The following is a 23,291-nucleotide window of genomic DNA, read 5'->3' as shown; positions in this document are numbered from 1 at the left end:
CCTGCGCGGCGTATCGAAGACGCCATGCGGCGTGCGTGGGCGAACGTCATCGGTGCGCTCGTGCTCCTCGGCATTCCTGCCGTCCTGGCCGCCCGGTGGCAGGGCCTGGTCGAACGGCACCCGCTCGCGGCGTTTCTGCTCGCTCTGGGCTGGGCCGCGGTGCTGGCCGTGGCGGCACTGCTCGGCCGGGCGCTCGCCCAGCCGCTGCAGCGCCGGCTCGAGGCGCTCGGGGAGGCGCTCGACCGGGCATTCGGGCGTGGCCTGTCCGGCTACCAGCGGGAGTACCGCCGGTGGGTGATGTCGTCGATGCGCTACATGGACTCCAAGGGACTGGCGACGGTCGGCGAGTTCACCCCGGAGCTCGACGAGGTGTTCGTCGACGTCAGCCTCGCCCCGCGGACCCCGCAGGACATTCCCGCCGGCCTCCTCGCCGACGGACCTGGCGAGGCTCCGCTGACCGGCACGCCCCGCATGTCCATCTGGGGGTTCATCGACGGCGACGGCGCGACCGTGCTCGCGGTGATCGGCGGTCCGGGCAGCGGCAAGACGACGCTGCTGCGGCACGTCGCGCTGCGGGTGGCGCAGGCGGCCGCCGCCAGCAGGCCCGTGCCGGTCCTGCTGGAGCTGCGCGACCACGCCGAGCGGATCGCCGCCGACGCTCGGCTGACGCTGCCGGAACTGGTCCGCGGGTCGGTGCCCGCGGAGATCGTCGAGCCGCCCGGGTGGTGGGAGCATCGGCTCGGTCGCGGCTCGTGTGTGATTCTGCTCGACGGGTTGGACGAGGTGCCGCGTACCACCGACCGGGCGCGGGTGGTGGCGTGGGTGAACCATCAGATCGCGATCTACCCGGACAACGTCTTCGTCATCACGTCCCGGCCGCACGGCTACCGCTCCGTGGTGATCGACGCGGCGCAGGTGCTGCACGTCCGGCCGTTCACCTACGAGCAGGTGACCCGGTTCCTGCAGGGCTGGTATCTGGCGACGGAGCGACGGGCCACCGCCGAGGACGGCCCCGACACCCGGCTGCGGGCGCGACAGGCGGCCAAGGACCTGCTGGACAGGCTGGCGTCGGCGCCCGCGCTGCATGACCTGACCACCAACCCGCTGCTGCTGACCATGATCGCCAACGTGCACCGGTACCGGGGGTCGCTGCCGGGCAGCCGGGTCGACCTGTACGGCGAGGTGTGCCAGGTGATGCTGTGGCGCCGCCAGGAGGCGAAGCGCCAGCCGCTGGAGCTCGCCGGCCCGCGCAAGGAACGGCTGCTGGCCCTCCTGGCGTTCGAGATGATGCGCCAGCAGCGCCGCAACCTGCCGATGGACGAAGTGCTGGCGATCGTGCGCGCGCCGCTCGCCCGGATGAGCACGACGCTCGAACCGGACGGCTTCCTCGCCGACGTGGGGTCCAACGGCCTGCTCGTCGAGCGGGAGCGGGACACGTACGCCTTCGCGCACCTGACGTTCCAGGAGTATCTGGCGTCCCGGCACATTCTGTACAACAACCTCGATGACGTGCTCGTGGCCAACGTCGACGACCCGTGGTGGCTGGAAACGACCCTGCTGCGTATGGCCGGCTCCAATGCCGACCGGATCGCCCAGGCGTGCCTGGCGTCCGGGACGACGGCGGCGCTGTCGCTGGCGTTCGCATGCGCTGAGACCAGCGCGGAGATCACCGCCGAGCTCCGGGGCCAACTGGACGCGGTCGTGTCCTCCGCGTTCGCTCCGGACGCGTCCGCCGACCGGAGGCAGCTCGTCGCCTCGGTGCTCGTCGCCCGCTACCTGCACGGCTTCGTCGCGATCGAGGACGGCGGCCGGATCTGTGTCCGTCCCGTGCCGGGCAGCCTGTACCTGCTGTTCCTGCGGGACACGCAGGCGCCGGACCCCGACGGTCTGTGCATCGCCAACGCCTCGGCGCCGCTGCCGGTGACGGGGGTGTGGGCCAGCGACGCGGCGCTGTTCGTCGGTTGGGTGAACGGGCTCGCCACGGCCGAGGGAGGGTCGCAGTACCGGCTGCCGACGATGGCGGAGCTGGACCAGTTGCTGGCGGGCGACGGCGCCGCGGCCCGGGCGCTGCGGCGGGACGTCCGGTGCGCCTGGGCGCTGCCGGAGCCGCAGGCCTCGGCGCCCGTGCGGTGGACCACGACCGAGCAGGATGCCCTGGACCAGGTGCGCGGCTCCGACGTGGAGGCCGCGGTGACCCTGCCGATCGACGGCACCGGCCTCGTGCCGCAACTGCTCTCGCTGTCGCTGCTGCTGTGCGTGAGCGCGGTCCGCCGCCTGCTCGACCGGGCGCTGCGGCCCGCCGCCGCCCGGCTCTCCCGGCTGCAGCAGCAGGTCGGGGCGCTACGGTCCGAGCCGTACCTCGAGGAGCCGACCGGCGCCGGCGACTTCCCGCTACGGGCGCGGGAGATCAACGACGCCAGGTCGCGGAACACGTCGCTGAGGCTCCAGCTCGAGCAGCAACTGGGGCTCGCGGGCGCCGTGGCGCAGGCGATCAGCACCGCCGAGGAGGCCGTCGACCGGCTCGTCGACCACCTCAGGAGCATCCAGTCGGGCTTCGTCCATGTCGTCGACGCCGCCCGGGAGCGTGCCGTCGCGCACGAGCTGGAGCGGCTGACCCGGCTGGCCGCCGACGTGGTGGCGGCCGTCACCGAGGCCGGCGACCTCGACCGGGTGCCGCGGCTGGTCGGCGAACGGGAGCGCACAGCGGAGCAGGCCACCCGGCTCCGGGATGCCGCGTCGGCGGCGCGGGAGTCCCGCTCGGCGGCGCAGCGCCTGCTCGCGGCCGTCGCCGGCGGCACCCGGGTGCCGTTGCACGACGCGCTGCACCGGGAGCGGATCGTGGCCGCATGCCGGTCCGTCGAGCAGCCCGCTTCGGTGCCGTCCGTGGACGCGTGGGAGGACACGCTGGTCGTGCTCCGCGACGCCGTCGGCTGGGCCTTCGCCCAGGCGGTCGACGCCGTGTGGGCGGGCATGGGCGACGGCACGGCGCCGCGACGATTCGCCCAGGGGCTCACCCGCTCCGCCGGCATAGCGCCGGAGGACGGGCTGGCCCTGGAGGTTGACGGGCTGGCCGCCACGGCCCGGGCGGTGGTCGCCGAATTCACCCGCATCCACCCGGCGGGCTCGTGGCAGCGAGCGTTCGCCGTCACCGTCGCGTCCGTTGCCATACCCGTGCTGACCAGGCGCGCTCCCGCCGACGGTGCGCGGACCGCGGAGTCGGTCGCGGTACTGCTCGCGCTCGCCGCCGATGCGGCCACCTCCGACCGGCGACAGCTCCGGGAGGAGACGCTGCGGATCGCCGCCGGGCTGACGCTGATGCGCCGGCGGGCGGCCGACCCGGAACGCCTCGAGCACCTGATCCTCGCCTACGGATAGCGTCGGCGGGACGAACGTCAGTGGTGCTCCCACAAGGTGGCGGAGGTCGGGGGTTCGAACTCCTCGAAGACCAGGAGGGTGCGGGTGCTCACCACGCCGGGCATGCCCTGGATGACGTCGAGGACGAGGCGGCGCAGGTCGGCGTTGTCCTTGGCGCGGACCAGGAGGATCACGTCGAACTCGCCGCCGACGAGGGCGATGTGCACGACGCCCGGCAGGGCGCGCAGGCGCTCGCCGACCACGCGCCACTCGGCCTGGCGCAGGTTGACCGTCACGTACGCCGACGTGCCCATGCCGGCGGCGACGTGGTCGACGTCGGCGTGGAAGCCGCGGATCACGCCGGTGTCGCGCAGGCGCTGGACGCGGGCGTAGGCGTTCGCGCGCGAGATGTGCAGCAGCTCGGCCAGGGTGCGCATCGACATCCGGCCGTCCCGGCTGAGCTCCACGAGGATGCGGCGGTCGATGTCGTCGAGCGGGGCGGCCACCTGTCTCGCCCACCTTCCTGAACGAGCCTTAGGGTTGGACGTCTGGCATCGTACGACGCCCTGAACACGAACATCTTCTCGGTTTGGTGCCGGAAGTGGAACGCGAATGGCGCGAGGCCCAGGATTACGGCATGACGCGTGACCCGAGTCACCTGCTGCCGGGCGACGAACCGGTCGCCCTCATCGACGCGCACGGCCGGGCCGTCACGAGCGGCCGGAAGATGCCCGAACCCAGCGAACTCGTCAAGGCGCTCGGCGCGCTGCTCACCGCGCGGCGGCTCAACGACCAGGCCTACGCGCTCGTGCGGCAGGGGCGGCTCGCCGTGTACCCGTCGTCGCACGGGCAGGAGGCGTGCCAGGTCGCCGCGGCGCAGGTCCTCGACGCCGGCGACTGGCTGTTCCCCACCTACCGGGACACGGTCGCCGCGGCCGTCAAGGGCGTCGACCCCGTCGAGGCGCTCAGCCTGCTCAAGGGCGACTGGCACTGCGGGTACGACCCGTACGAGCACAACGTCGCCCCGCACGCGACGCCCCTCGCAACCCAGCTGCCGCACGCGGTCGGCGTCGCGCACGCGGCCAGGCTCCGCGGTGAGCCGACCGTCGTCATGGCGATGTGCGGCGACGGCGGCACCAGCGAGGGCGACTTCCACGAGGCGCTCAACTTCGCCGCCGTGTTCCAGGCGCCGGTGGTCTTCTTCGTCCAGAACAACGGCTACGCCATCAGCGTCCCGCTGTCGCGGCAGACCGCCGCGCCGTCCCTGGCGCACAAGGGGATCGGCTACGGCGTCAAGGGTGAACGCGTCGACGGCAACGACATGGCCGCCCTGCTCGCCGTGCTCGGCGCCGCCGTCGAGCGGGCCCGGGCCGGCGGCGGGCCGCAGCTGGTCGAGGCGCACACGTACCGGATGCAGGCGCACACCAACGCCGACGACGCCACCCGCTACCGCGACGACGCCGAGGTCGCGGCGTGGGTCGCGCGCGACCCGATCACCCGGCTGCGCGCGTACCTGACCGGCCAGGGGCTGATCGACGACGCGCGGCTCGCCGAGTTCACCGCGGCGGCCGAGCGGGTCGCCGCGCACCTGCGCGACGGCATCAACCGCGACGTCGAGCCGGACCCCGCCGACCTGTTCGCCCACGTGTACGCGACCCCCACGCCCCAGCTGCGCGAGCAGGCGGCGCTGGTCGCGGACGAGCTGAGCCGCGAAGGAAGCCCCCGATGACCGTGACGCACGAGCCGACCACGCACGAGAAGCTGTCGATGGCGCAGGCGCTCAACCGGGCCCTGCGCGACGCGATGGAGGAAGACCCCACGGTGGTCGTCTTCGGCGAGGATGTCGGCGCGCTCGGCGGCGTCTTCCGGATCACCGACGGCATCACCGCCGACTTCGGCGAGGCGCGCTGCTTCGACACGCCCCTCGCGGAGTCCGGGATCGTCGGGATGGCCGTGGGGATGGCGATGAACGGGATGCGCCCCGTCGTCGAGATGCAGTTCGACGCGTTCGCCTACCCGGCGTTCGAGCAGATCGTCAGCCACGTCGCGAAGATGCGCAACCGCACCCGCGGGCGGGTGGCGCTGCCGATGGTCATCCGCGTCCCGTACGCGGGCGGCATCGGCGGCGTCGAGCACCACTGCGACTCGTCGGAGGCCTACTACGCCCACACCCCCGGGCTGCACGTGGTCGCGCCGTCGACACCGTCGGACGCCTACACGCTGCTGCGGGCGGCGATCGCGTCGCCGGACCCGGTCGTCTTCCTCGAGCCGAAGAAGCTCTACTGGAGCAAGGAGGAGGTCGAGCTGCCGTCCCTTGCGCCCGGCATCGGCACCGCCGTGGTCCGCCGCGACGGCACCGACGCGACCCTCATCGCCTATGGGCCCGCCGTCCCCGTCGCCCTCGAGGCCGCCGAGGTCGCCGCGCAGGAGGGGCGCAGCCTGCAGGTGGTCGACCTGCGCTCGATCGTGCCGTTCGACGACGAGACCGTGTGCGCGGCGGTGCGCTCCACCGGCCGGGCCGTGGTCGTCGCGGAGGCCGCCGGGTTCGCCGGGGTCTCCGCCGAGATCGTCGCCCGGGTCACGGAGCGCTGCTTCAACGCCCTGGCCGCGCCGATCCGCCGGGTCGCCGGGTTCGACATCCCGTACCCGCCGCCGAAGCTGGAGCACTTCCAGCTGCCCGGCGTGGACCGGGTCCTCGACGCCGTCGACGACCTGCAGTGGGAGCAGTGATGGCGACGTTCCTGCTGCCGGACCTCGGTGAAGGGCTCACCGAGGCGGAGATCGTGCGCTGGCTCGTCGCCGAGGGCGACACGGTGGCCGTCGACCAGAGCGTCGTCGAGGTGGAGACCGCGAAGGCCGTGGTGGAGGTGCCGTCGCCGTACGCGGGCCGGGTGGAGACCCTGCACGCCCAGCCCGGCGCCACGGTCCAGGTCGGCAAGCCGCTCATCTCGATCGCCGCCGTGCAGCGGGCACCCGCGAGCGTGGCGGCGGCCGCCAAGGAGGCCTACCGGGAGGAGGAGCGGGCCGGCTCCGGCAACGTCCTCATCGGCTACGGCACCAGCGGCGCCACGGGCACCACGACGGGCCGCAGCCGCCGCCCGCGCACCAACGTCCGCCCGTCCGCGCCCGCGTTCCCCGCCCCGGCGGCACGGGCGTTCCCCGCCCCAGGGGCACAGGCATTCCCCGCCCCAGGGGCACAGGCATTCCCCGCCCCAGGGGCTCCGAAGGTCCCCCTGGTCGTCTCGCCGCTGGTGCGCAACCTGGCCCGGGCCAAGGGTGTCGACCTGCGCACCGTGCAGGGGACCGGTGAGGGCGGCGTCATCACCCGCGCCGACGTGGAGCGCGCGACCACCGCGACGGACACAGCGGCGCCGGTACCGGGGGAGCGCCGGACCCCGCTGAACGGCTTCCGCCGGAGCGTGTCGGCGGCACTGAGCCGCAGCCGGGCGGAGATCCCCGAGGCGACCGTCTGGGTCGACGTCGACGCGACGAAGCTGTGGCAGCTGCGCGAGAGCGCCCCCGCCGGGCCCGGCCTGATCGCGTACGTCGCCCGGTTCGTGGTCGCGGCCCTGCGCGAGTACCCGGTGTTCAACGCCCGCCTCGACACCGAGCGGCAGGAGATCGTCGAGCTCGACCGGATCGACCTCGGCATCGCCGTGCAGGGCCCCCGCGGCCTCGTGGTGCCCGCCGTCATCGACGCCGGCGCGATGACGACCGCCCGGCTCGACCAGGAGATCCGCGCGGTCACGAGCAGGGCGCGCGAGGGCCGTTCGACGGCGCGGGAGCTGTCGGCGGGCACCTTCACGCTCAACAATTACGGCGCGTTCCGGGTCGACGGCAGCGCGGCCATCATCAACCACCCGCAGGTCGCGATCCTCGGCCTCGGCCGGGTCATCGACCGGCCGTGGGTGGTCGACGGCCAGCTGTGCGTCCGTAAGATCGCGCAGATGAGCTTCGTGTTCGACCACCGCGTGTGCGACGGCGGCACCGCCGCCGGGTTCATGCGCGGCGTCGCCGACGCCATCGAGGAGCCCGCCTCCGTCATCGCCAGGCTGTGACGGTCGTCCTGCTCGACGGGTCGCAAACCGGCGGCCCGTCCGCCGACGCCGCCCTCGGCCCGCGGCTCCTGCGGGACGGTGCCGACCGGGAGTACCTGCGGATCTTCTCGCCGGCACCGACGGCCGCGTTCAGCCGGCGCGACACCCTGCGCCCGGGCTGTCCGGATGCCGAGGAGGCGGTCCGCGCGGCCGGCTTCACCCCTGTGCTCCGCCCGCAGGGCGGCACCCTGGCGCTCTACCACGAGGGCAGCGTCGTCGTGGACCACGTGTGCCGCACCCCGGACGCGTCCCGTGACCCGGTCAGGCGGTTCCGGCGGTTCGCGGCCATGCACGCCGCCGTGCTCACCGGCCTCGGCGTCGACGCCCGGATCGGCGCCGTCCCCGGCGAGTACTGCCCCGGCGAGTACAGCATCAACGCCGGCGGCGCCGTCAAGGTCGTCGGCTCCGCGCAGCGGGTCACCCGGGACGGGTGGCTGTTCAGCACGGTCTTCCAGGTGACGGGCGCCGGCCGGCTCCGGGCACCGCTGACCGCCGCCTACGCCGCGCTCGGCTACGACTTCGACCCCGCCACCGTCGGCGCCCTCGAGACCGTGCCGGTCGAGGCGGTCACCGCGGCCCTGACGGACGCCTACAGCATGCTGCGGGCCTGACCGAGCGGCTGGAGCAGCTCGGTGAGGGCGGCCACGACGCCCGCCTCGACCTCGGCGCTCATCCGGGTCGTCGGCACCGACACGGAGATGGCGTCGGTCGCCGGTACCGTCAGCGGCACCGCCATCGCGAAGCACATGATGCCGTCCGCGTTCTCCTCGCGGTCGACGGCGTAGCCCGTCTCGCGGACCGTGGCGAGGGCCCGGAGCAGCGCGCCGCGGTCGGTGAGCGTGCGGGCGGTCAGCCGCTCCAGCGGCCAGCTGAGCATCGCGTCGACGGCGTCTTCCGGGTGCTGGGCCAGCAGCGCCTTGCCGAGGGCCGTCGCGTGCGCGGGCAGCCGGCGGCCGACGGCGCTGTAGAGGCGCAGGCGGTGGGTGGAGTCCCGCTTGGCGAGGTACACGATCTGGTCGCCGTCGATCCGGCCGAGGTGGACGGTCTCGCCGAGCCGGCGGGAAAGCTCGTCGAGGACCCCCGTCATCACCGCGACGCTGTCGTCGCCGTCGAGGTAGGCGGCGCCGACCTGCAGGGCGCGCATGCCGAGCCGGAAGCGGGTGCCGGTCTCGTCGGCGCGGACCCAGCCGCGGGCGGTCATGGTCCGCATGAGCCCGTGCAGGCTGCTCTTGGGGATGTCCAGCTCGCGGGCGAGGTCGACGAGCGTCCAGGCGCGCGGCTGATCCGCGAGGACCTCGAGCACGTCAAGGGTGCGCCCGGCTGACTTGACCGGCTGGAAGTCGTCCTGCACGGCGCCACTGTAGCGAACACGCCGCGCGTGCACTATGTTCACACTCGTGACTGACGTTCATAAGAGTGAACAGCTTGCCCTGGGGCGGGTCGTGCCGGTGGTGGTCCTCGAGGACGCCCGGCACGCGGCCGCGCTCGGCGACGCCCTCGTCAAGGGCGGCCTCAAGGCCGCCGAGATCACCCTGCGCACCGCCGCCGGCCTCGACGCGATCGCGGCCCTCGCCGGCCGCGACGACCTGGTCGTCGGCGCCGGCACGGTGCTCACCGCCCAGCAGGCCGAGCGGGCCGTCGCCGCCGGCGCCCGGTTCGTGGTGACGCCGGGCTTCGCGCCCGCCGTCGTCGCCGTGTGCCAGGACGCCGGCGTGCTCGTCGTGCCCGGCGCCGCCACCGCCACCGAGATCCAGATGGCCCTCGACGCCGGCCTGGACATCGTGAAGTTCTTCCCGGCCCAGCAGCTCGGCGGCGCACCGATGATCAAGGCCCTCGCGGCGCCGTTCCGCGGGGTGCGGTTCATCCCCACCGGCGGCATCACCCCCGAGGTGATGCCGGACTACCTCGCCCTGCCGTCGGTCCTCGCGGTCGGCGCGAGCTGGATCGTCGCCCCCGACCTCCTGCAGGCCGGGCGCTGGGACACGGTGGCCGAGCGGGCCGCCGCCGCGGTGGAGGCGGCGGCATGACGCTCACGCTACGCCCCAAGGACGAGTGCCGTTACGATCTCGTCTCGCTCGGCGAGGTGATGCTGCGCCTCGACCCCGGCGCCGGCCGGGTCCGCACCGCCCGCAGCTTCCAGGCATGGGAGGGCGGCGGGGAGTACAACGTCGCCCGCGGCCTGCGCCGCTGCTTCGGCCTGCGCACCGCGATCGTCACCGCGTTCGCCGACAACGAGATCGGTCGCCTCCTGGAGGACCTCATCCTGCAGGGCGGGGTCGACACGTCGTTCGTGCGCTGGGTGCCGTACGACGGGATCGGCCGCGCCACCCGCAACGGGCTCAACTTCACCGAGCGCGGCTTCGGTGTCCGCGGCGCCGTCGGCACGTCGGACCGCGGCCACACCGCCGCCAGCCAGCTGCGCCCCGAGGACGTGGACTGGGACCACCTGTTCGGCACGCTCGGGGTCCGCTGGCTGCACACCGGCGGCATCTACGCGGCGCTGTCGGAGACCGCCCCGGCCACCGTCGAGGCCGCGATGACCGCCGCGCGCAGGCACGGCACGGTCGTCTCGTACGACCTCAACTACCGCCCGTCGCTGTGGAAGGCGGTCGGCGGCAAGGCCCGCGCGCAGGAGGTGAACCGCCGCCTCGCCCGCCTCGTCGACGTGATGATCGGCAACGAGGAGGACTTCACCGCCTGCCTCGGCTTCGCCGTGCCCGACACCGACATCCACGCCGGCGCGCTCGACGCCGGCAACTTCAAGTCGATGATCACGGCGGTGGTCGAGGAGTACCCGAACTTCGAGGTCGTCGCGACCACGCTGCGCGCCGTGCACAGCGCCACCGTCAACGACTGGGGCGCCGTCGCCTGGTCGGACGGCGAGTTCGCGGAGGCGACGCACCGCCCGGCCCTGGAGATCCTCGACCGGGTCGGCGGCGGCGACAGCTTCGCGTCCGGGCTCATCTTCGGCCTGCTCGAACGCGACGGCGGCATCGCCACCGCGGTCGAGTACGGCGCGGCCCACGGCGCCCTGGCCATGACCACCCCCGGCGACACCTCGATGGCGAGCCTCGCCGAGGTCGAGTCCCTGGTGCGCGGCGGCGGTGCCCGCGTCCAGCGCTGAGCGCGTGTTGACCCCGGCAGGCAGGCCTCGCACAGCCGCCCGCCGGGGTCCGTCTCACCGCCGGACGGCGTAGCCGTCGATCAGCGCCCCACTCGACTGTCCCAGGCGCCCCGCCGCGCCGCTGTCCTCCCGCGGGCCGTGACCGGGTCGCCGGACCACCTGACGGACGGTGGTCATCCGGTGACGCGCCGGAGGTCGGCGTCGAAGGTGCGCCGGCCCGGAGGATGATCCAGGCGCCCGGCCCGCCCCACCACAAGATCGGCCCTCGTGGCGGCGACGGCGCGTTCGATGACGTCGAGAGCGGGGGCCGGCGCGGGCAGCAGGCGCCGCGGGCATGGTCCACCAGGCCCGCTACGGGGCCGACCGGAAGCCCCTGGAGGCGGTCGCCGATCTGGCCGTGCTGGCCTGGCCGGCGCGGTAGGGACAAAGACGTATGTTGATATGATCTCGCGTTGGGTGGTCATCTGGTAGCTCGTGAACCTCCACCACCCAAGGAGGATTGATGAGCCACCCCCGCAGGGGCACCATCCCGCTCGCGATGGCCTGCGCCGTCGCGCTCGTGGTCGCCGCGATCAGCCCGGCCGGCGCCGCGCCGACCGACGCGGCGACCGCCGAGACGTCCGCTCCCTACCTGGTGAGCGGGGTCGGCACGCTCGACCAGCGCAACCTGATCGCCGGCACCGGTGCCGCGATCGACGGCATCGACCACGGCGTCGCGGACATCACCGCGACCCCCTCCGAGGTCGCGAAGCTGCGGCAGCTGGGCTTCACCGTCACCCGCGCGCTGCGGCCCGCGGCGCCGGGCGGGCCCGCGACGATCCTCGACTTCCCGTCGGCGGACTCGATGTACCACAACTACGCGGAGATGACCGCCGAGCTCAACCAGGCCGTCGCCGACCACCCGGCGATCCTGCGCAAGAGCAGCCTCGGCACGTCGTACGAGGGCCGGGACATCCCGGTCATCAAGATCTCCGACAATGTCGCGGCCGACGAGGACGAGCCGGAGGTGCTCTACACGGCGCACCAGCACGCCCGCGAGCACCTCACCGTCGAGATGGCGCTGTACCTGATCAAGCAGCTCACCGACGGCTACGGCACCGACGCGCGGATCACGAACGTGGTGAACTCCCGCGAGATCTGGATCGTGCCGGACATGAACCCCGACGGCGGCGAGTACGACATCGCCACCGGCTCCTACCGGTCGTGGCGCAAGAACCGGCAGCCGAACAGCGGCAGCAGCAACGTCGGCACCGACCTGAACCGCAACTGGGGCTACAACTTCGGCTGCTGCGGCGGGTCGTCGGGCACGACCAGCTCGGAGACCTACCGCGGGGCGTCGGCGTTCTCCGCGCCGGAGACCCAGCGGGTCCGCGACCTCGTGCTGAGCCGGCGCGTCGGCGGGGTGCAGCAGATCAAGACCCACATCGACTTCCACACGTACGGCAAGCTCGTGCTCTGGCCCTTCGGGTACACCACCTCGAACACCGCACCGGGCCTGGACGCCGACCAGGAGCTCACCTTCCGCACCCTCGGCACCCAGATGGCCGCCACCAACGGCTACACCCCGGAGCAGGCCAGCGACCTGTACATCACCGACGGCACCATCGACGACTGGCTGTGGGCCGACCAGGGCGTGTGGTCCTACACGTTCGAGATGTACCCGGGCAACTCCGGCGGCGGCGGCTTCTACCCGCCGGACGAGGTGATCGCCGCGCAGACCGCGCTCAACCGGGAGGCGAGCCTGCAGATCGCCGAGTACGCCGACTGCCCGTACCGGGTGATCGGCAAGGAGGCCCAGTACTGCGGCACCACCACGCCGGGCACCACGGTCTGGTCCGACGACTTCGAGACGAACCTCGGCTGGACCACCAACCCGTCGGGCACCGACACCGCGACCAGCGGCGCCTGGGAGCGCGGCGACCCGGAAGCCACCGACTCCAGCGGCCCGAAGCAGCTCGGCACCACGGTCAGCGGCAGCAACGACCTGGTGACGGCGCGCCTGGCCGGCTCCAGCGCCGGCGCCAACGACGTCGACGGCGGCACGACGAGCGTGCGCTCGCCGAGCATCACGCTGCCGGCGGGCGGGACGCTGACGCTGAGCTACTCCTGGTATCTCGGCCACGGCAGCAACGCCTCGTCGGCGGACTTCTTCCGGGTCAGCGTCGTCACGGCGAGCGGCACGACCGTGCTGGCCACCGTGGCCGGCGCCGCCTCCGACCGGGACGCTTCCTGGTCGACCGGCAGCGTCAACCTCACCCCGTACGCGGGGCAGAGCGTCCGGATCCTGTTCGAGGCGGCGGACGCCTCGACCGCCAGCCTGGTCGAGGCCGGCGTCGACAACGTCGTCATCCGGCAAACGTAGGAAGCCGGCCATCCTGGAACAGGTTGCCGCCCGTGTCCACGGCACGGGCGGCCCGCCACCTGGAGCATCCCGACGGTGACTTCGCGGTCTCTGTCCACATTGGAGAAACCGGGGTGACGGGGACCGTGGCGCGGGTCTATGGTTCGCCTCGACAGACGTCCATCGTCACGGGGGGCTCCAATGTCACGAAACCCTGCGTCATCACGAAGTCGGCGGGCCGGGCTCGTCGCGGTCCTCGTCGCGGCCGGCGGTGCGGTGCTCGTCCACCCGCCGGCCGCCTCCGCCACCAGCCAGCAGGCGCTCCCGCCGACCAGCTGGACCTACACCGACTCCCGCACGCCCGGCAAGGCCGTCACCGGCAGCGCCGCCGACGCGCCCGTCGGGGCCTGGAGGGACGCCGCGGGCAAGCACAAGTCCCGGTCCTACTTCAGCTACGACATCAGCGCGTACCAGGGGATGCGGATCAACGCGGCCGGCTTCGTCCTCGCCGAGACGCAGGTCACCGACTGCCGCAAGGAACGCAGCTGGCAGCTGTGGAGCACGGACCCGGTCACGTCCACGACGTCGTGGAGCCGGCCGCCGCGCGAACGGAAGCTGTTCGAGGTGACCGGCGCCGACGCCTGCCCGTCCAGCTACATCGGCGTCGACCTCGGCACCGTCGTGCGGGACGCGCTCGCCGCGGGCCAGCACACGGTCACGTTCGAGCTGCGGGTCCCCGACCGCCTCGAGGGCAACCTGCACTACGGGCGGCACGTCCGCAACGACCCGGTGCTGCTCATCAACGCCAACGGATTGCCCGGCACACCCGCCCAGCTCACCGTCGACGGGCGGTCCTGCGACACGGGCGGCCCGCTGTGGGTCACGACCGACACGCCGCAGCTGACCGCGCTGCTCACCGACGCCGACATCAACGACCCGGGCAGCGGCCGTGACGTCGCCTACGGCAGGTTCGCGGTGTGGCCGGTCGACCGGCCGCAGGACCGGGTCGAGCTGCCGGAGAACTTCGCCGGGTACACGCCGGCCCGGTCGTGGGGCAGCATCCCGGCCGGCATCCTCACCGACGGCGGCACCTACGCGGTCGCCGCCCAGTCCCGCGACGACACGGACGTGTCGCCGTGGAGCGCCGAGTGCCGCTTCACCGTCGACACCAGCCACCCCGCGCCGCCGGCCGTGTCCTCCGCCGACTACCCGCCCGGCAGCCCCGCGCACGGCGGCCCGGGGATCCCCGGCGCCTTCACGTTCACGGCCAACGGGGTCGCCGACGTCGCCGGCTACCAGTACGGCGAGTCCTACTTCTCCATGACCCGCGTCGCCGCCCCCACCCTGGGCGGGCCGGTCACGATCCAGTTCGCGCCGTCCCGGTCGGGGATCCTCACGCTGTACGTGCAGAGCGTCGACCGCGCGGGCAACCTCTCCGAGATGGTGTCCTACCGGTTCCTGGTCCGGAACACGGCACCGGCGATCGAGGACGCCGACCCCGATGCCTGGCTGGGCGACCCGCACCACCTGACGTTCGCCGCCAACCTGGACGGCACGGTCAGCTACACGTACCAGCTCGACGGCGGCACCCAGCGGACGGTGCCGGCGGAGGCGGACGGCAAGGCGCGCGTCACGGTGGTGCCGGGCGCCGAGGGCACCACGGTCTCGGTGTTCAGCACCACCGCGGCCGGGATGAGGTCGGGCACGAGCTCGCGGACGCTGTACGTCGACACGGAGCCCTTCGTCGAGTCGGCGGACTACCCGACCGACGGCTCCCAGGGCAAGCCGGTCGGCACCGAGGGCGTCTTCACGCTGAAGCCGCACCTGCACGGCGTGGTCGCCTACACGTACCAGTTCAACCGGGGGCAGGAGGACGAGCAGCCGCAGCGGACGGTCGCCGCCGGCGCCGACGGCACCGCGACGGTCCGCTTCACCCCGGGCCGGGCGGGCTACAACACGCTGACGGTCACCTCCAGGACGGCCGACGGCACCGAGTCGGAGACCGCCGGCGTCTCGTTCTTCCCGGCGTCGATCGCGCCGGCCGTGACGTCCGCGGACTACCCGCCCGGCGACTGGCAGGGCGGCGGCGGGCCCGGCGTCGAGGGCACGTTCGTGTTCCACCCGACCGCGGCCGGTGTCGTGTCCTACACCTACCAGTTCGGCGCGGACCCGCGGCAGACGGTCACCGCCGCGGCGGACGGCACCGCCACGGTGCGGTGGACGCCGCTGGAGTACCCGAACGCCACCGGTGGCTGGGTGGACCTCCTCGTCCGCAGCACCAGCGGCGACGGGCTGGTCTCCGACTGGGCCTACGTCACCTTCCGGGTCAGGCCGCCGTCCTGACCCGATCGTCCTGACCCGACCGTTCGGGCCGGGCCGTGCGGCACCCGCCGCGCGGCCCGGCGCGTCAGTGGCTGCCGGTCGTCGCGAGGTCGGGCTCGGCGGCGGGCCTCCCGGCGGCCGGGGTGGTCGGGCTGCCGGGCGCGATCCGCAGGTGGACCGTCGCGCCGGTGTCGATGCCCAGGGCCAGGAACTCGTTGCGGGTCACGGTCACGATGACGTCCTGGCCGGCGGCGGTGGTGACGTCGATGCGGATCTCGAAGCCGATCCGGGTGATCCGCGCGACCTGCCCGGTGACGCCGTCCGGGGCGGAAGGGTCCGCGGGACCGGTGCCGATCTGCAGGTCGTGCGGGCGCACGAGGCGGTCACCGAGCTGGGTGACCGGGCCGAGGAAGCGCATGACGAAGTCGTTGGCGGGGCGGTCGTAGAGGTCGTCGGGGGAGCCGATCTGCTCGATCCGGCCGTCGTTGATGACCACGATCTCGTCGGCGACCTCGAGGGCCTCCTCCTGGTCGTGGGTGACGAAGACGGTGGTCACCTCGACCTCGTCGTGCAGCCGGCGCAGCCAGTCGCGCAGCTCCTTGCGGACCTTGGCGTCCAGGGCGCCGAAGGGCTCGTCGAGCAGCAGCACGGTCGGCTTGATCGCGAGGGCCCGGGCCAGGGCCATGCGCTGGCGCTGGCCGCCGGACAGCTGGGCGGGCAGCCGGTCGGCGAACTGCTGCAGGTGCACGAGCTTGAGCAGCTCGTCGACGCGCTCGGCGATCTCGTCCTTCGGGCGCTTGCGGATCTGCAGACCGAAGGCGACGTTGCGGCGCACCGACATGTGCTTGAACGCGGCGTAGTGCTGGAACACGAAGCCGACGTTGCGCTTCTGCGGCGGGAGGTCCGTCGCGTCGACGCCCTCGATCTCGACCCGGCCGGTGTCGGCGCGTTCGAGGCCCGCGATGATGCGCAGCAGCGTGGACTTGCCGCCGCCGGACGGGCCGAGCAGCGCCGTGAGGCGGCCCGACGGGATGCTCACCGAGACGTTGTCGAGCGCGACGAAGTCCCCGAAGCGCTTGCCGACCCCTGCGATTTCGATGCTCAACGGTCTTCCTTCGGCCGGAGGACGGATACGACGATGATGCTGGCCACGGCGACGAGGGCGAGGAGGAACGCGGTCGCGTAGGCGCCGCCCTTGTCGAAGTTGAGGTACTTCTCCTCGACTACGAGCGGTGCGGTGCGGGTGAGGCCCAGCACGTTGCCCGACACGATCTTCACCGCGCCGAACTCGCCGAGCGAGCGGGCGAGGCTCAGCACGACGCCGTAGATGATGCCCCACTTGATCGATGGCAGGGTGATGCGGCGGAAGGTCTGCCACGCGTTGGCGCCGAGGCTGCGGGCGGCCTGCTCCTGCTCCTCGCCGATCTCCTCGAGGACCGGCACGACCTCGCGGATGACCAGCGGCAGGGCCACGAAGACGGTGGCCATCACCATGCCGGCCTCGGCGAAGATGATCTGCAGCCCCCAGCTCTCCAGGGTCGGGCCGAACCAGCCGTTGCGGCCGCCGTAGACGAGCACCAGCGACAGGCCGACGACGACGGGCGACACCGACAGCGGCACGTCGAGCAGGGCGTTGAGCAGGCGCTTGCCGGGGAAGCGGTAGCGCACGAGCAGGATCGAGATGCCGACGCCGAAGACCGTGTTGATGACCACGGCGATGACCGCGATCTCGAGCGACAGGTGCAGCGCGTGCACGATGTCCGGGTCGGTGAGGATGGCCTGCAGGTCGTCGAAGCCGTTCTTGAAGGTGTTCTGGCCGACGAGGTACACCGGCCAGGCCACCAGGAAGAAGAGGTAGGCCACGACGATCAGCCGGACCAGGTATGCGACCGGGCCGCGCCGGCGGGTCCAGGCCTTGCCGGTGGCCCTGCCGGCGGCCTTGGTGGCGGGCGCGGGTTTCACGAGGGTGTCAGCCACGGCGGACCGTCCTCCGCTGGATCACGTCGAGGATCACGATGACGGCGAACGAGATGACCAGCAGGACCGTCGCGACCGCAGCCGCGTTCTCCAGGTGGTCGTTCTCGATGCTGCTGAAGATGCGCACCGAGGTCACCTCGGTGCGCATCGGGAGGTTGCCCGACAGCAGGACCAGCGAGCCGTACTCGCTGACGCCGCGGGCGAAGGACAGCGCGGCCCCGGCGGTGATCGCCGGGGTGAGGCTGGGCAGGATGATCCGCCGGAAGATCGTGAACCGGCTGGCGCCCAGCGAGGCGGCGGCCTCCTCGACGTCCCGGTCGATCTCGGCGAGGACCGGCTGCACGGTCCGCACGATGAACGGCAGCGTCACGAACAGGAACGCGACGAAGACCGCGACCCGGGTGTTGGCGATGTCGACCCCGATGGGGCTGTTCGGCCCGTACAGCGAGAGCAGCACCAGACCGGCGACGATCGTCGGCAGCGCGAACGGGATGTCGACGAGGACCTCCAGCACCCGCTTGCCGACGAAGCGGTCCCGGACCAGCACCCAGGCGATGAGCGTGCCCATGACGACGTTCACCAGCGTGACGCCGATCGAGGTGAAGATGGTGAGCTCGATCGACGCGAGGGTCTGCTCGGCGGTGATCGCCTCCCAGAAGCCGCTCCACCCCTCGGAGCCGGCGACGGTGATGACGGCGGCGAGCGGGATGAGGACCAGGAGGCTGAACCACAGCATCGCGACCCCGAGCCCGAGGCCGGAGACGCGCGTGAGGGGGTGCCCGGAAACGGCCGACCGGGCCGGCCGGCGGTTGCCCGCCGGCCGGCCCGTGACCGTGGCCTCGGATGTCACTTGGCCTTGCCCGAGGCGGCGATGATCTTGACGATCAGGCCTTCCTTCTCGTCGAAGTACTTCTTGGAGAGCTTCGACCAGCTCTCGAAGTCCTTGTCGACGGTGAGGAGCTTCTTCGGCGTCGGGAACGGGTTGTTCGGGTCGATGGCGCCCTCGACGCCCTTGGTGTCGACCCCCGAGATGACCGGCCGGAAGCCCTTGAGCACGAACTGGCGCTGGCCGTTGGCGCTGAGGACGAAGTCGAGCCACTCCTTCGCCTTCGGGTTGGCGTTGGTGAGGATCGCGCCCGGGTTCTCGATCAGGATGGTGGTGTCGGGGTAGACCCAGTCGAGCTTCTCGCCGCTCTGCCGGGCCAGGATGGCCTCGTTCTCGTAGGCGAGCAGCACGTCACCGGTGCCACCGAGGAACGCCGTCGTGGCGTCGCGGCCGGAGCCGGGCAGCGCGACGACGTTCGAGAACAGCTTGGTGAGGAACTCGCCGGCCTGCGCGTCGGTGCCGCCGTTGGCGGTGACGTGGCCCCACGCCGCGAGGGCGTTCCAGCGGGCCGCGCCGGACGAGGCCGGGTTGGGCGTCACGATGCCGATGCCGGGCTTGACCAGGTCGTCCCAGCCCTTGATGCCCTTCGGGTTGCCGGGGCGCACCGCGAGCACCACGACCGAGGAGGACACGATGCCCTTGGTGGGGCCGGCGTTCCAGCTCGGGTCGACCAGCTTGGCGTCGACCAGGCGGGTCACGTCGCTGGACACCGAGAAGTGCACGTAGTCGGCCTTGAGGCCGGCGACGACCGCGCGGCTCTGGTCGCCGGAGGCGCCGTAGGAGGTCTGGAACTTGACGCCCTTGCCGGCCGGGGTCTTGTTCCACTCGGCGGCGATGGCCTTGTTCGCGGCCTCGGGCACCGCGAAGCCGACGATGTTGAGCGTGGTCGACTCGCCGGCGGCGCCGGCGTCGTCCTTCTTGGTGGTCCCCGCGCACGCCGACAGCAGTAAGCCGGCGGTGAGCATGAGAGCGGCGGCCGCTCTGATCCGGTGCTTCATGGGGAACCTGTCCTCCTGGGGTCGGCTGTGCTCAAGGGGGTGGTGCGGTGGTCGTCTTCAAGGTCCGGGTCGGCGAGCAGGTCGGCGAGGGTGGCCTGGTCGACGATCGTGTTGACCGCGTCGTCGACCGACAGCCAGACCTTGCGCAACCCGCGGCCGACCCCGTCGTACGTGGCCTGCTCGGTGGGCAGGCCCCGCACCGTGGTCAGTGCGCCGTTCATGGCGCGGAGGATCTCGCCGACCGTGATGGCTGCCGCCGGTCGGGCGAGGCCGTATCCCCGCTCCGTGCCGCGGTGGCTGTGCACGAGCCCCACGCGGCGGAGTTCAAGAAGTACTGTCTGCAACGATCCGATGGACATCCGCTCGCTGTGCGCCAGCTCCGATGCCGTGATCCGGCCCGGCTCCGCCGCGGCGATCGCGAGCATCGCCCTGATCGCGTAGTCGGCACGGACAGAGATGTGCACCTCGCTGTGCTCCGATCGACTCCCCCGGGTGCTGTCATTGCCTATCTTGTCTAGTTAGTAGGTAGGAATAGAATAGTTGCGGAGCGACCGGTGTCAAGCCGTGTGGGTTGCGTTACATCGAGCGGGTGCTGGGCGGGTTCAGGCCCGCCGGGCGCGCTCGGCGACCATCTGGAGGAGTACAGGGTCGATGACCTGCGGGTCCGCGCCCGCCAGCAGCCGCACGAGCGCCGGTCCGGCGTCCCGCGCCACGACGACCGTCAGGCTCGACGACTCGAACTGCGCCGGCGCGAGCCGGATGCCGTCGGACCGCGCGCCGTCGGTGGTCAGCACGACGACGCAGCCGGCGCTGACCCCGGCGGTGCCCCAGCCGGCGGCGTCGACGCCGCGGGCGAGCTCCTTGAGCCGCGTGTCGACGGACGTGTTGGGCCGCCCGTCGGCGAACACCCGGCAGGGGTTCCCGTTCGCGGGGCTCAGCTCGTACCGGCCGGGGCGCACGCCGTCGAGCACGGCCACGAGCGCCACGCTCCGGTCGCACACCACCGCGAACCGGACGGCGCCGCCGCCCCGCCAGGGCATCGCCCGGGCCGCGGGCAGCGGGCCGAGCACGTCGTCGAGCCAGTCCGGCGGGTGGCCGCCGTCCAGCCAGTACCGCTCGCGGATCAGCTCGAACATCCGCGCGCGCTCCTGGTTGGCCCGGGCGGTCTCCGACTGCGCCATGTCCTGCCGGGCGAACCGCTCGACCTCGTGCGCCGCGGTGAGCTGGCCGCCGAACGCGATCAGCGTGAACACGGCCATCACGAGGTTGATGAACGGGTCCTCGCCGATGCGGGTCAGGTAGGTCACGCACGGCACCGCGTAGCAGACGAGCGTCGCCGCGGCGGCCGGGCCGAACAGCCGCCGGGCCCCCAGCGCCCGGCGCACGGCCGCGGCCGCGACGAGCGGCGCCGCGACGATCAGCGCGCCGCCCCACCAGGCCCAGTCGAGCAGCACCAGCACCCCGAGCCCGCCGAGCAGGGCGAGCAGGCCGGCGGCGATGTTGCGGCCCAGGTCCGGGTCGCTGGGCGGCGGCTCGATCAGCCGCGGCCGGACGCCTTCGGGCGGGTCGTCCGGCAGGACCCTGGTCGAGGCCGGCGCGGGACTGGCGAACGACGACTCCCGGGTGGTCCCGAGGTCCGCGGCGCGCAGCAGGTCCTCGCGCATCCGCCGGGCGGACTCCTGCCGGTCCGCCGGGTCGGGCGACAGCGCCCGGCGCAGCACCACGGCGACCGGGCCGGGCACCCCGTCGAGCGGCGCCTGGCCCGGCCCGGCCGGCGGGGCGCCGGTCAGCAGCGCGTGCAGGGTGGCGCCGAGGGAGTAGAGGTCCGACGCGACGCTCTCGGACTCCCCGGCGTGCACCTCCGGCGCCGTGTACCCCAGCGTGCCGATCCTCGCCGTCGCCGTGAACCGGCCGTCGTCGCGGTGGATCGCGGAGATGCCGAAGTCGGACAGCACCGCCGAGCCGTCGCCGGTGAGCAGGATGTTGCCCGGCTTGATGTCGCGGTGCAGGATGCACGGCGCCGCCTCGTGCGTGTGGATGAGGGCCTCGGCCACCTCCGCGCCGATGCGCAGCGCGTCGCCGACGGGCAGCGTCCCCTCCACCGCCAGCCGGTCGGCGACCGACCCGGGGTAGAGGTCCATGACCACGTATCCGGGGCCCTCGGCGGTGAAGTCGGCCTCCAGCAGCCGCACCACGTGCGGCCGGCCCTGCAGCGCCTGCAGCGCCTCGACCTCGCGGCGGAACCGCCGCCGGTCGGCGTCGTCGAGGTCCCGCCGGTACACCTTGATCGCGACGGCGGAGGAGTCCATCGTCGCCTTGCGTGCCCGGTACACGTGCGCCTGCCCGCCCCGGGCGCTGATCAGCGTCAGGTCGCGGTAGCCGTGGATCTGCGGCGCAGTGGCCATGAGGCCTCCCGGATGGCAGGGCTGCGGCGAGTCTATCCGCCGCCGCATCGACCAACGGCCGCTTGCCGGACGCCCTCACCCGCCCTCACCCGCCCTCACCTCGGCGGCCGCCGCCCGGACACCTATGCTCCACCCGTCACCGGACGACGGGGGGAGTGCGTGATGGCATCAGCGGAGTGGCCTGAAGTGACCGGCGAGCTCGTGGAGGCGATCGGCGCGCTGCGGCCCGAGGCGGCGATCTCCCTCGCCCTCGGCGACGCGTTCGTGCAGTTCATCCGCTTCACCCGCGGCCTCAAGCTGGATGTGTCGTCGGTGTACATGCTCACCCGCGACGTGCCGGAGCGCGCGGCGGAGCTCGCCGCGCTGGGATGGCGGCCGGACGAGGACGGCGACGTGACCCTGTGCATGCCGGAGGTCCCGGTGCCGGTGCGGCCCGCCGAGGCCCGGCGGCTCGCCGACGTGATCGTCCGGACACTGCGCGACGTGCACGGCATCGCCGAGCCGGCCCTGCTGACCTACACCTCGTTCGACAACAACGGCATGCGGGCGCCGCAGCTGCGCACGGTCGCGCCCGGCCCCGGGCAGCAGGTGCCGGACGACCCTGACCCGGCGACGCGGTTGCCGGCGCCCTCGCCGGAGTGGCGGCGGCTGTGCGCGGTCTTCGCCGGCGGGCTCGGCGACTGGTCCCGCGGCGCGTTCGACCGGCTCGTCGCCGAGCAGGGCTGGCAGCCGGACGGCGAGGACCTCCTGGCCGCCGGCGGCGAGCGGATCGAGGCGCACGACTGGGACGCCGGGTACTACGGGCACGGCGAGCTCAGCTCGCTGAGCGCGCAGCGGCCGGTCGGCGAGGCCGGCGTCGTCGAGGACTTCCGCCGGGCGCTCGCCGGCGCCGTCGCGGTGCTCGGCCACCCGCCGATCGTCGGCTCCGAGGGCCGGATGCCGCTCGCGCGCTGGCGTGGCGAGGACACCACGATCACCCTCGAGGCCCTGTGGGGCCGGCACATCCGGCTGACGGCGGAGCCGACCGGCCCGCGCGAGAACGTCATCTACAACAAGCAGAAGTGGATGATGACGCCCGACGAGTGGGCCCCGGACGAGCAGTGGTTCACCGAGCCGGACATCGAGGCGCCGCAGGCCAAGGCCCTGCACGGCATGATGATCTACGACCACTCGCCGTCGGAGACCCTCGACGGGACGCTCGAGGAGCTGCGCGCCCTGTTCACGTCGTGGTGCTCCGCGCTGCCGATGCTGCACCCGTACGCCAGCAGCGCCCACTGGCGGCTGCGCCGCGGCAACGGGGCCATGGTCGCGGAGGGCGAGTTCACCCGCGACCGGGTGACGGCCCGGTTCGGCTGGTCCGACGAGTTCGGCGAGCGGGTGGACACCGTCCCCGGCGAGGGCGTCGCCGCCGACCTCGTCGCCCGGGTGGCCGCGGCGCTGGACCGCGCCGGCGTCACCGCGCCCGGCGAGCTGAAGGGCGGCGCGTGGTCCGACACCCCCGCCGAGCGCCTCAACGCCCTCCGGCTCACCGTCGGGCGCTGAGGCTTCGTTCGACGTCGCGCCGTGCGTGAACTGCCCGTGAGTGGCCCGTCAACATCGACGTTTTCTGTCGAATGGCCGGCCGGCCGTCGGTGCGGCGTTCGTGGCCCGCACAGCAGTGGGGGGGGGGGGGGGGGGGCCCGGCCCCCCCCCCCCCCCAACCGGAGGCCCCCCCCCCCCCCCCCCCGGGGGCGGGGGGCGGGGGGGGGGTGGTTAAAAAAAAACGTAAGGTTTGGGGGGGGGGGTTT

General features: G+C 73.1%; 18 protein-coding genes. 10 read left to right on the top strand and 8 right to left on the bottom strand.

The annotated features are described in order from the left end of the window. The first annotated feature begins 24 nt into the window (after positions 1 to 24). Positions 25 to 3,375, top strand: coding sequence for an NACHT domain-containing protein (locus tag ACFY3L_RS41420; RefSeq protein ID WP_389337647.1), 3,351 nt, complete (start codon positions 25 to 27; stop codon positions 3,373 to 3,375). 17 nt (positions 3,376 to 3,392) lie between these two features. Here ACFY3L_RS41420 and ACFY3L_RS41415 read toward each other — a convergent pair whose 3' ends face one another. Continuing rightward, positions 3,393 to 3,860, bottom strand: a complete 468-nt coding sequence (locus tag ACFY3L_RS41415) for an Lrp/AsnC family transcriptional regulator (RefSeq protein WP_389337644.1) — start codon at positions 3,858 to 3,860, stop codon at positions 3,393 to 3,395. Between the two features lie 131 nt (positions 3,861 to 3,991). On the opposite strand from ACFY3L_RS41415, the gene pdhA reads away from it, so the two are divergent. From pdhA to ACFY3L_RS41395, 4 genes are read left to right on the top strand one after another with little or no spacing between them, the layout of a single operon-like run. Then, entirely contained in the window at positions 3,992 to 5,083 is a 1,092-nt protein-coding gene (gene pdhA / locus ACFY3L_RS41410) for a pyruvate dehydrogenase (acetyl-transferring) E1 component subunit alpha (protein ID WP_389337641.1), read from the top strand. Next, entirely contained in the window at positions 5,080 to 6,084 is a 1,005-nt protein-coding gene (locus ACFY3L_RS41405; RefSeq protein ID WP_389337638.1) for an alpha-ketoacid dehydrogenase subunit beta, read from the top strand. The genes pdhA and ACFY3L_RS41405 overlap by 4 nt, the downstream gene beginning before the upstream one ends. Next, a complete protein-coding gene (locus ACFY3L_RS41400; RefSeq protein ID WP_389337635.1) occupies positions 6,084 to 7,412 on the top strand; it encodes a dihydrolipoamide acetyltransferase family protein in 1,329 nt (442 codons plus the stop codon). The genes ACFY3L_RS41405 and ACFY3L_RS41400 overlap by 1 nt, the downstream gene beginning before the upstream one ends. Continuing rightward, entirely contained in the window at positions 7,409 to 8,062 is a 654-nt protein-coding gene (locus ACFY3L_RS41395) for a hypothetical protein (RefSeq protein ID WP_389337632.1), read from the top strand. Before ACFY3L_RS41400 ends, ACFY3L_RS41395 begins: the two co-directional genes overlap by 4 nt. Here the strand turns inward: ACFY3L_RS41395 and ACFY3L_RS41390 are convergent. Beyond that, complete coding sequence (locus ACFY3L_RS41390) at positions 8,041 to 8,802, bottom strand: IclR family transcriptional regulator (RefSeq protein WP_389337630.1); 762 nt, start codon at positions 8,800 to 8,802, stop codon at positions 8,041 to 8,043. The genes ACFY3L_RS41395 and ACFY3L_RS41390 overlap by 22 nt on opposite strands. Positions 8,803 to 8,848: 46 nt before the next feature. On the opposite strand from ACFY3L_RS41390, the gene eda reads away from it, so the two are divergent. The 4 genes from eda (at position 8,849) to ACFY3L_RS41370 (ending at position 15,259) form a co-directional block, all read left to right on the top strand. Then, positions 8,849 to 9,478 carry a bifunctional 4-hydroxy-2-oxoglutarate aldolase/2-dehydro-3-deoxy-phosphogluconate aldolase gene (gene eda / locus ACFY3L_RS41385; protein WP_389337628.1) on the top strand — a complete coding sequence of 210 codons (630 nt, stop codon included), beginning with the start codon at positions 8,849 to 8,851 and terminating at the stop codon, positions 9,476 to 9,478. Continuing rightward, complete coding sequence (locus ACFY3L_RS41380; RefSeq protein WP_389337626.1) at positions 9,475 to 10,575, top strand: sugar kinase; 1,101 nt, start codon at positions 9,475 to 9,477, stop codon at positions 10,573 to 10,575. The genes eda and ACFY3L_RS41380 overlap by 4 nt, the downstream gene beginning before the upstream one ends. Positions 10,576 to 11,077: 502 nt before the next feature. Further along, positions 11,078 to 12,937 carry a M14 family zinc carboxypeptidase gene (locus ACFY3L_RS41375; protein ID WP_389337624.1) on the top strand — a complete coding sequence of 620 codons (1,860 nt, stop codon included), beginning with the start codon at positions 11,078 to 11,080 and terminating at the stop codon, positions 12,935 to 12,937. Positions 12,938 to 13,117: 180 nt separating this feature from the next. Further along, positions 13,118 to 15,259: a hypothetical protein gene (locus ACFY3L_RS41370; RefSeq protein WP_389337621.1), complete on the top strand. Its 2,142-nt coding sequence runs from the start codon at positions 13,118 to 13,120 to the stop codon at positions 15,257 to 15,259. A gap of 64 nt (positions 15,260 to 15,323) precedes the next feature. Here ACFY3L_RS41370 and ACFY3L_RS41365 read toward each other — a convergent pair whose 3' ends face one another. The 6 genes from ACFY3L_RS41365 to ACFY3L_RS41340 all read right to left on the bottom strand — a co-directional run bounded on the left by ACFY3L_RS41365 (position 15,324) and on the right by ACFY3L_RS41340 (position 21,504). Further along, a complete protein-coding gene (locus ACFY3L_RS41365) occupies positions 15,324 to 16,343 on the bottom strand; it encodes a sulfate/molybdate ABC transporter ATP-binding protein (protein ID WP_389337618.1) in 1,020 nt (339 codons plus the stop codon). Beyond that, complete coding sequence (locus tag ACFY3L_RS41360; RefSeq protein WP_389337615.1) at positions 16,340 to 17,215, bottom strand: sulfate ABC transporter permease; 876 nt, start codon at positions 17,213 to 17,215, stop codon at positions 16,340 to 16,342. Before ACFY3L_RS41360 ends, ACFY3L_RS41365 begins: the two co-directional genes overlap by 4 nt. Then, positions 17,208 to 18,065: a sulfate ABC transporter permease subunit CysT gene (gene cysT / locus ACFY3L_RS41355; RefSeq protein ID WP_389337612.1), complete on the bottom strand. Its 858-nt coding sequence runs from the start codon at positions 18,063 to 18,065 to the stop codon at positions 17,208 to 17,210. Before cysT ends, ACFY3L_RS41360 begins: the two co-directional genes overlap by 8 nt. Continuing rightward, the gene (locus ACFY3L_RS41350; RefSeq protein ID WP_389337609.1) at positions 18,062 to 19,099 is read right to left on the bottom strand and encodes a sulfate ABC transporter substrate-binding protein; all 1,038 of its coding nucleotides are present in this window, start codon (positions 19,097 to 19,099) and stop codon (positions 18,062 to 18,064) included. Before ACFY3L_RS41350 ends, cysT begins: the two co-directional genes overlap by 4 nt. Beyond that, positions 19,096 to 19,563: an RrF2 family transcriptional regulator gene (locus ACFY3L_RS41345; RefSeq protein ID WP_389337606.1), complete on the bottom strand. Its 468-nt coding sequence runs from the start codon at positions 19,561 to 19,563 to the stop codon at positions 19,096 to 19,098. The genes ACFY3L_RS41350 and ACFY3L_RS41345 overlap by 4 nt, the downstream gene beginning before the upstream one ends. Positions 19,564 to 19,701: 138 nt before the next feature. Continuing rightward, on the bottom strand, positions 19,702 to 21,504 hold the full coding sequence (locus tag ACFY3L_RS41340) for a serine/threonine-protein kinase (protein WP_389337603.1): 1,803 nt from the start codon (positions 21,502 to 21,504) through the stop codon (positions 19,702 to 19,704). A gap of 162 nt (positions 21,505 to 21,666) precedes the next feature. Between ACFY3L_RS41340 and ACFY3L_RS41335 the strand changes: the two genes are divergently transcribed. Further along, entirely contained in the window at positions 21,667 to 23,046 is a 1,380-nt protein-coding gene (locus tag ACFY3L_RS41335; RefSeq protein ID WP_389337600.1) for a hypothetical protein, read from the top strand. Positions 23,047 to 23,291 lie beyond the last annotated feature (245 nt).

The organism is Dactylosporangium sp. NPDC000521, assembly GCF_042898305.1.
Lineage (GTDB): Bacteria > Actinomycetota > Actinomycetes > Mycobacteriales > Micromonosporaceae > Dactylosporangium.
Note: the sequence above shows the minus strand (reverse complement) of the source record. Positions and strands in the feature narration are given on the sequence as shown.

Excerpts from the sequence above, each read along its gene's own strand:
- ACFY3L_RS41420 (WP_389337647.1), top strand. The coding sequence starts at position 25 with ATGCGGCGTGCGTGGGCGAACGTCATCGGTGCGCTCGTGCTCCTCGGC.
- pdhA (WP_389337641.1), top strand. The coding sequence starts at position 3,992 with ATGACGCGTGACCCGAGTCACCTGCTGCCGGGCGACGAACCGGTCGCC.
- ACFY3L_RS41405 (WP_389337638.1), top strand. The coding sequence starts at position 5,080 with ATGACCGTGACGCACGAGCCGACCACGCACGAGAAGCTGTCGATGGCG.
- ACFY3L_RS41400 (WP_389337635.1), top strand. The coding sequence starts at position 6,084 with ATGGCGACGTTCCTGCTGCCGGACCTCGGTGAAGGGCTCACCGAGGCG.
- ACFY3L_RS41380 (WP_389337626.1), top strand. The coding sequence starts at position 9,475 with ATGACGCTCACGCTACGCCCCAAGGACGAGTGCCGTTACGATCTCGTC.
- ACFY3L_RS41375 (WP_389337624.1), top strand. The coding sequence starts at position 11,078 with ATGAGCCACCCCCGCAGGGGCACCATCCCGCTCGCGATGGCCTGCGCC.
- ACFY3L_RS41370 (WP_389337621.1), top strand. The coding sequence starts at position 13,118 with ATGTCACGAAACCCTGCGTCATCACGAAGTCGGCGGGCCGGGCTCGTC.
- ACFY3L_RS41350 (WP_389337609.1), bottom strand. The coding sequence starts at position 19,099 with ATGAAGCACCGGATCAGAGCGGCCGCCGCTCTCATGCTCACCGCCGGC.
- ACFY3L_RS41340 (WP_389337603.1), bottom strand. The coding sequence starts at position 21,504 with ATGGCCACTGCGCCGCAGATCCACGGCTACCGCGACCTGACGCTGATC.
- ACFY3L_RS41335 (WP_389337600.1), top strand. The coding sequence starts at position 21,667 with ATGGCATCAGCGGAGTGGCCTGAAGTGACCGGCGAGCTCGTGGAGGCG.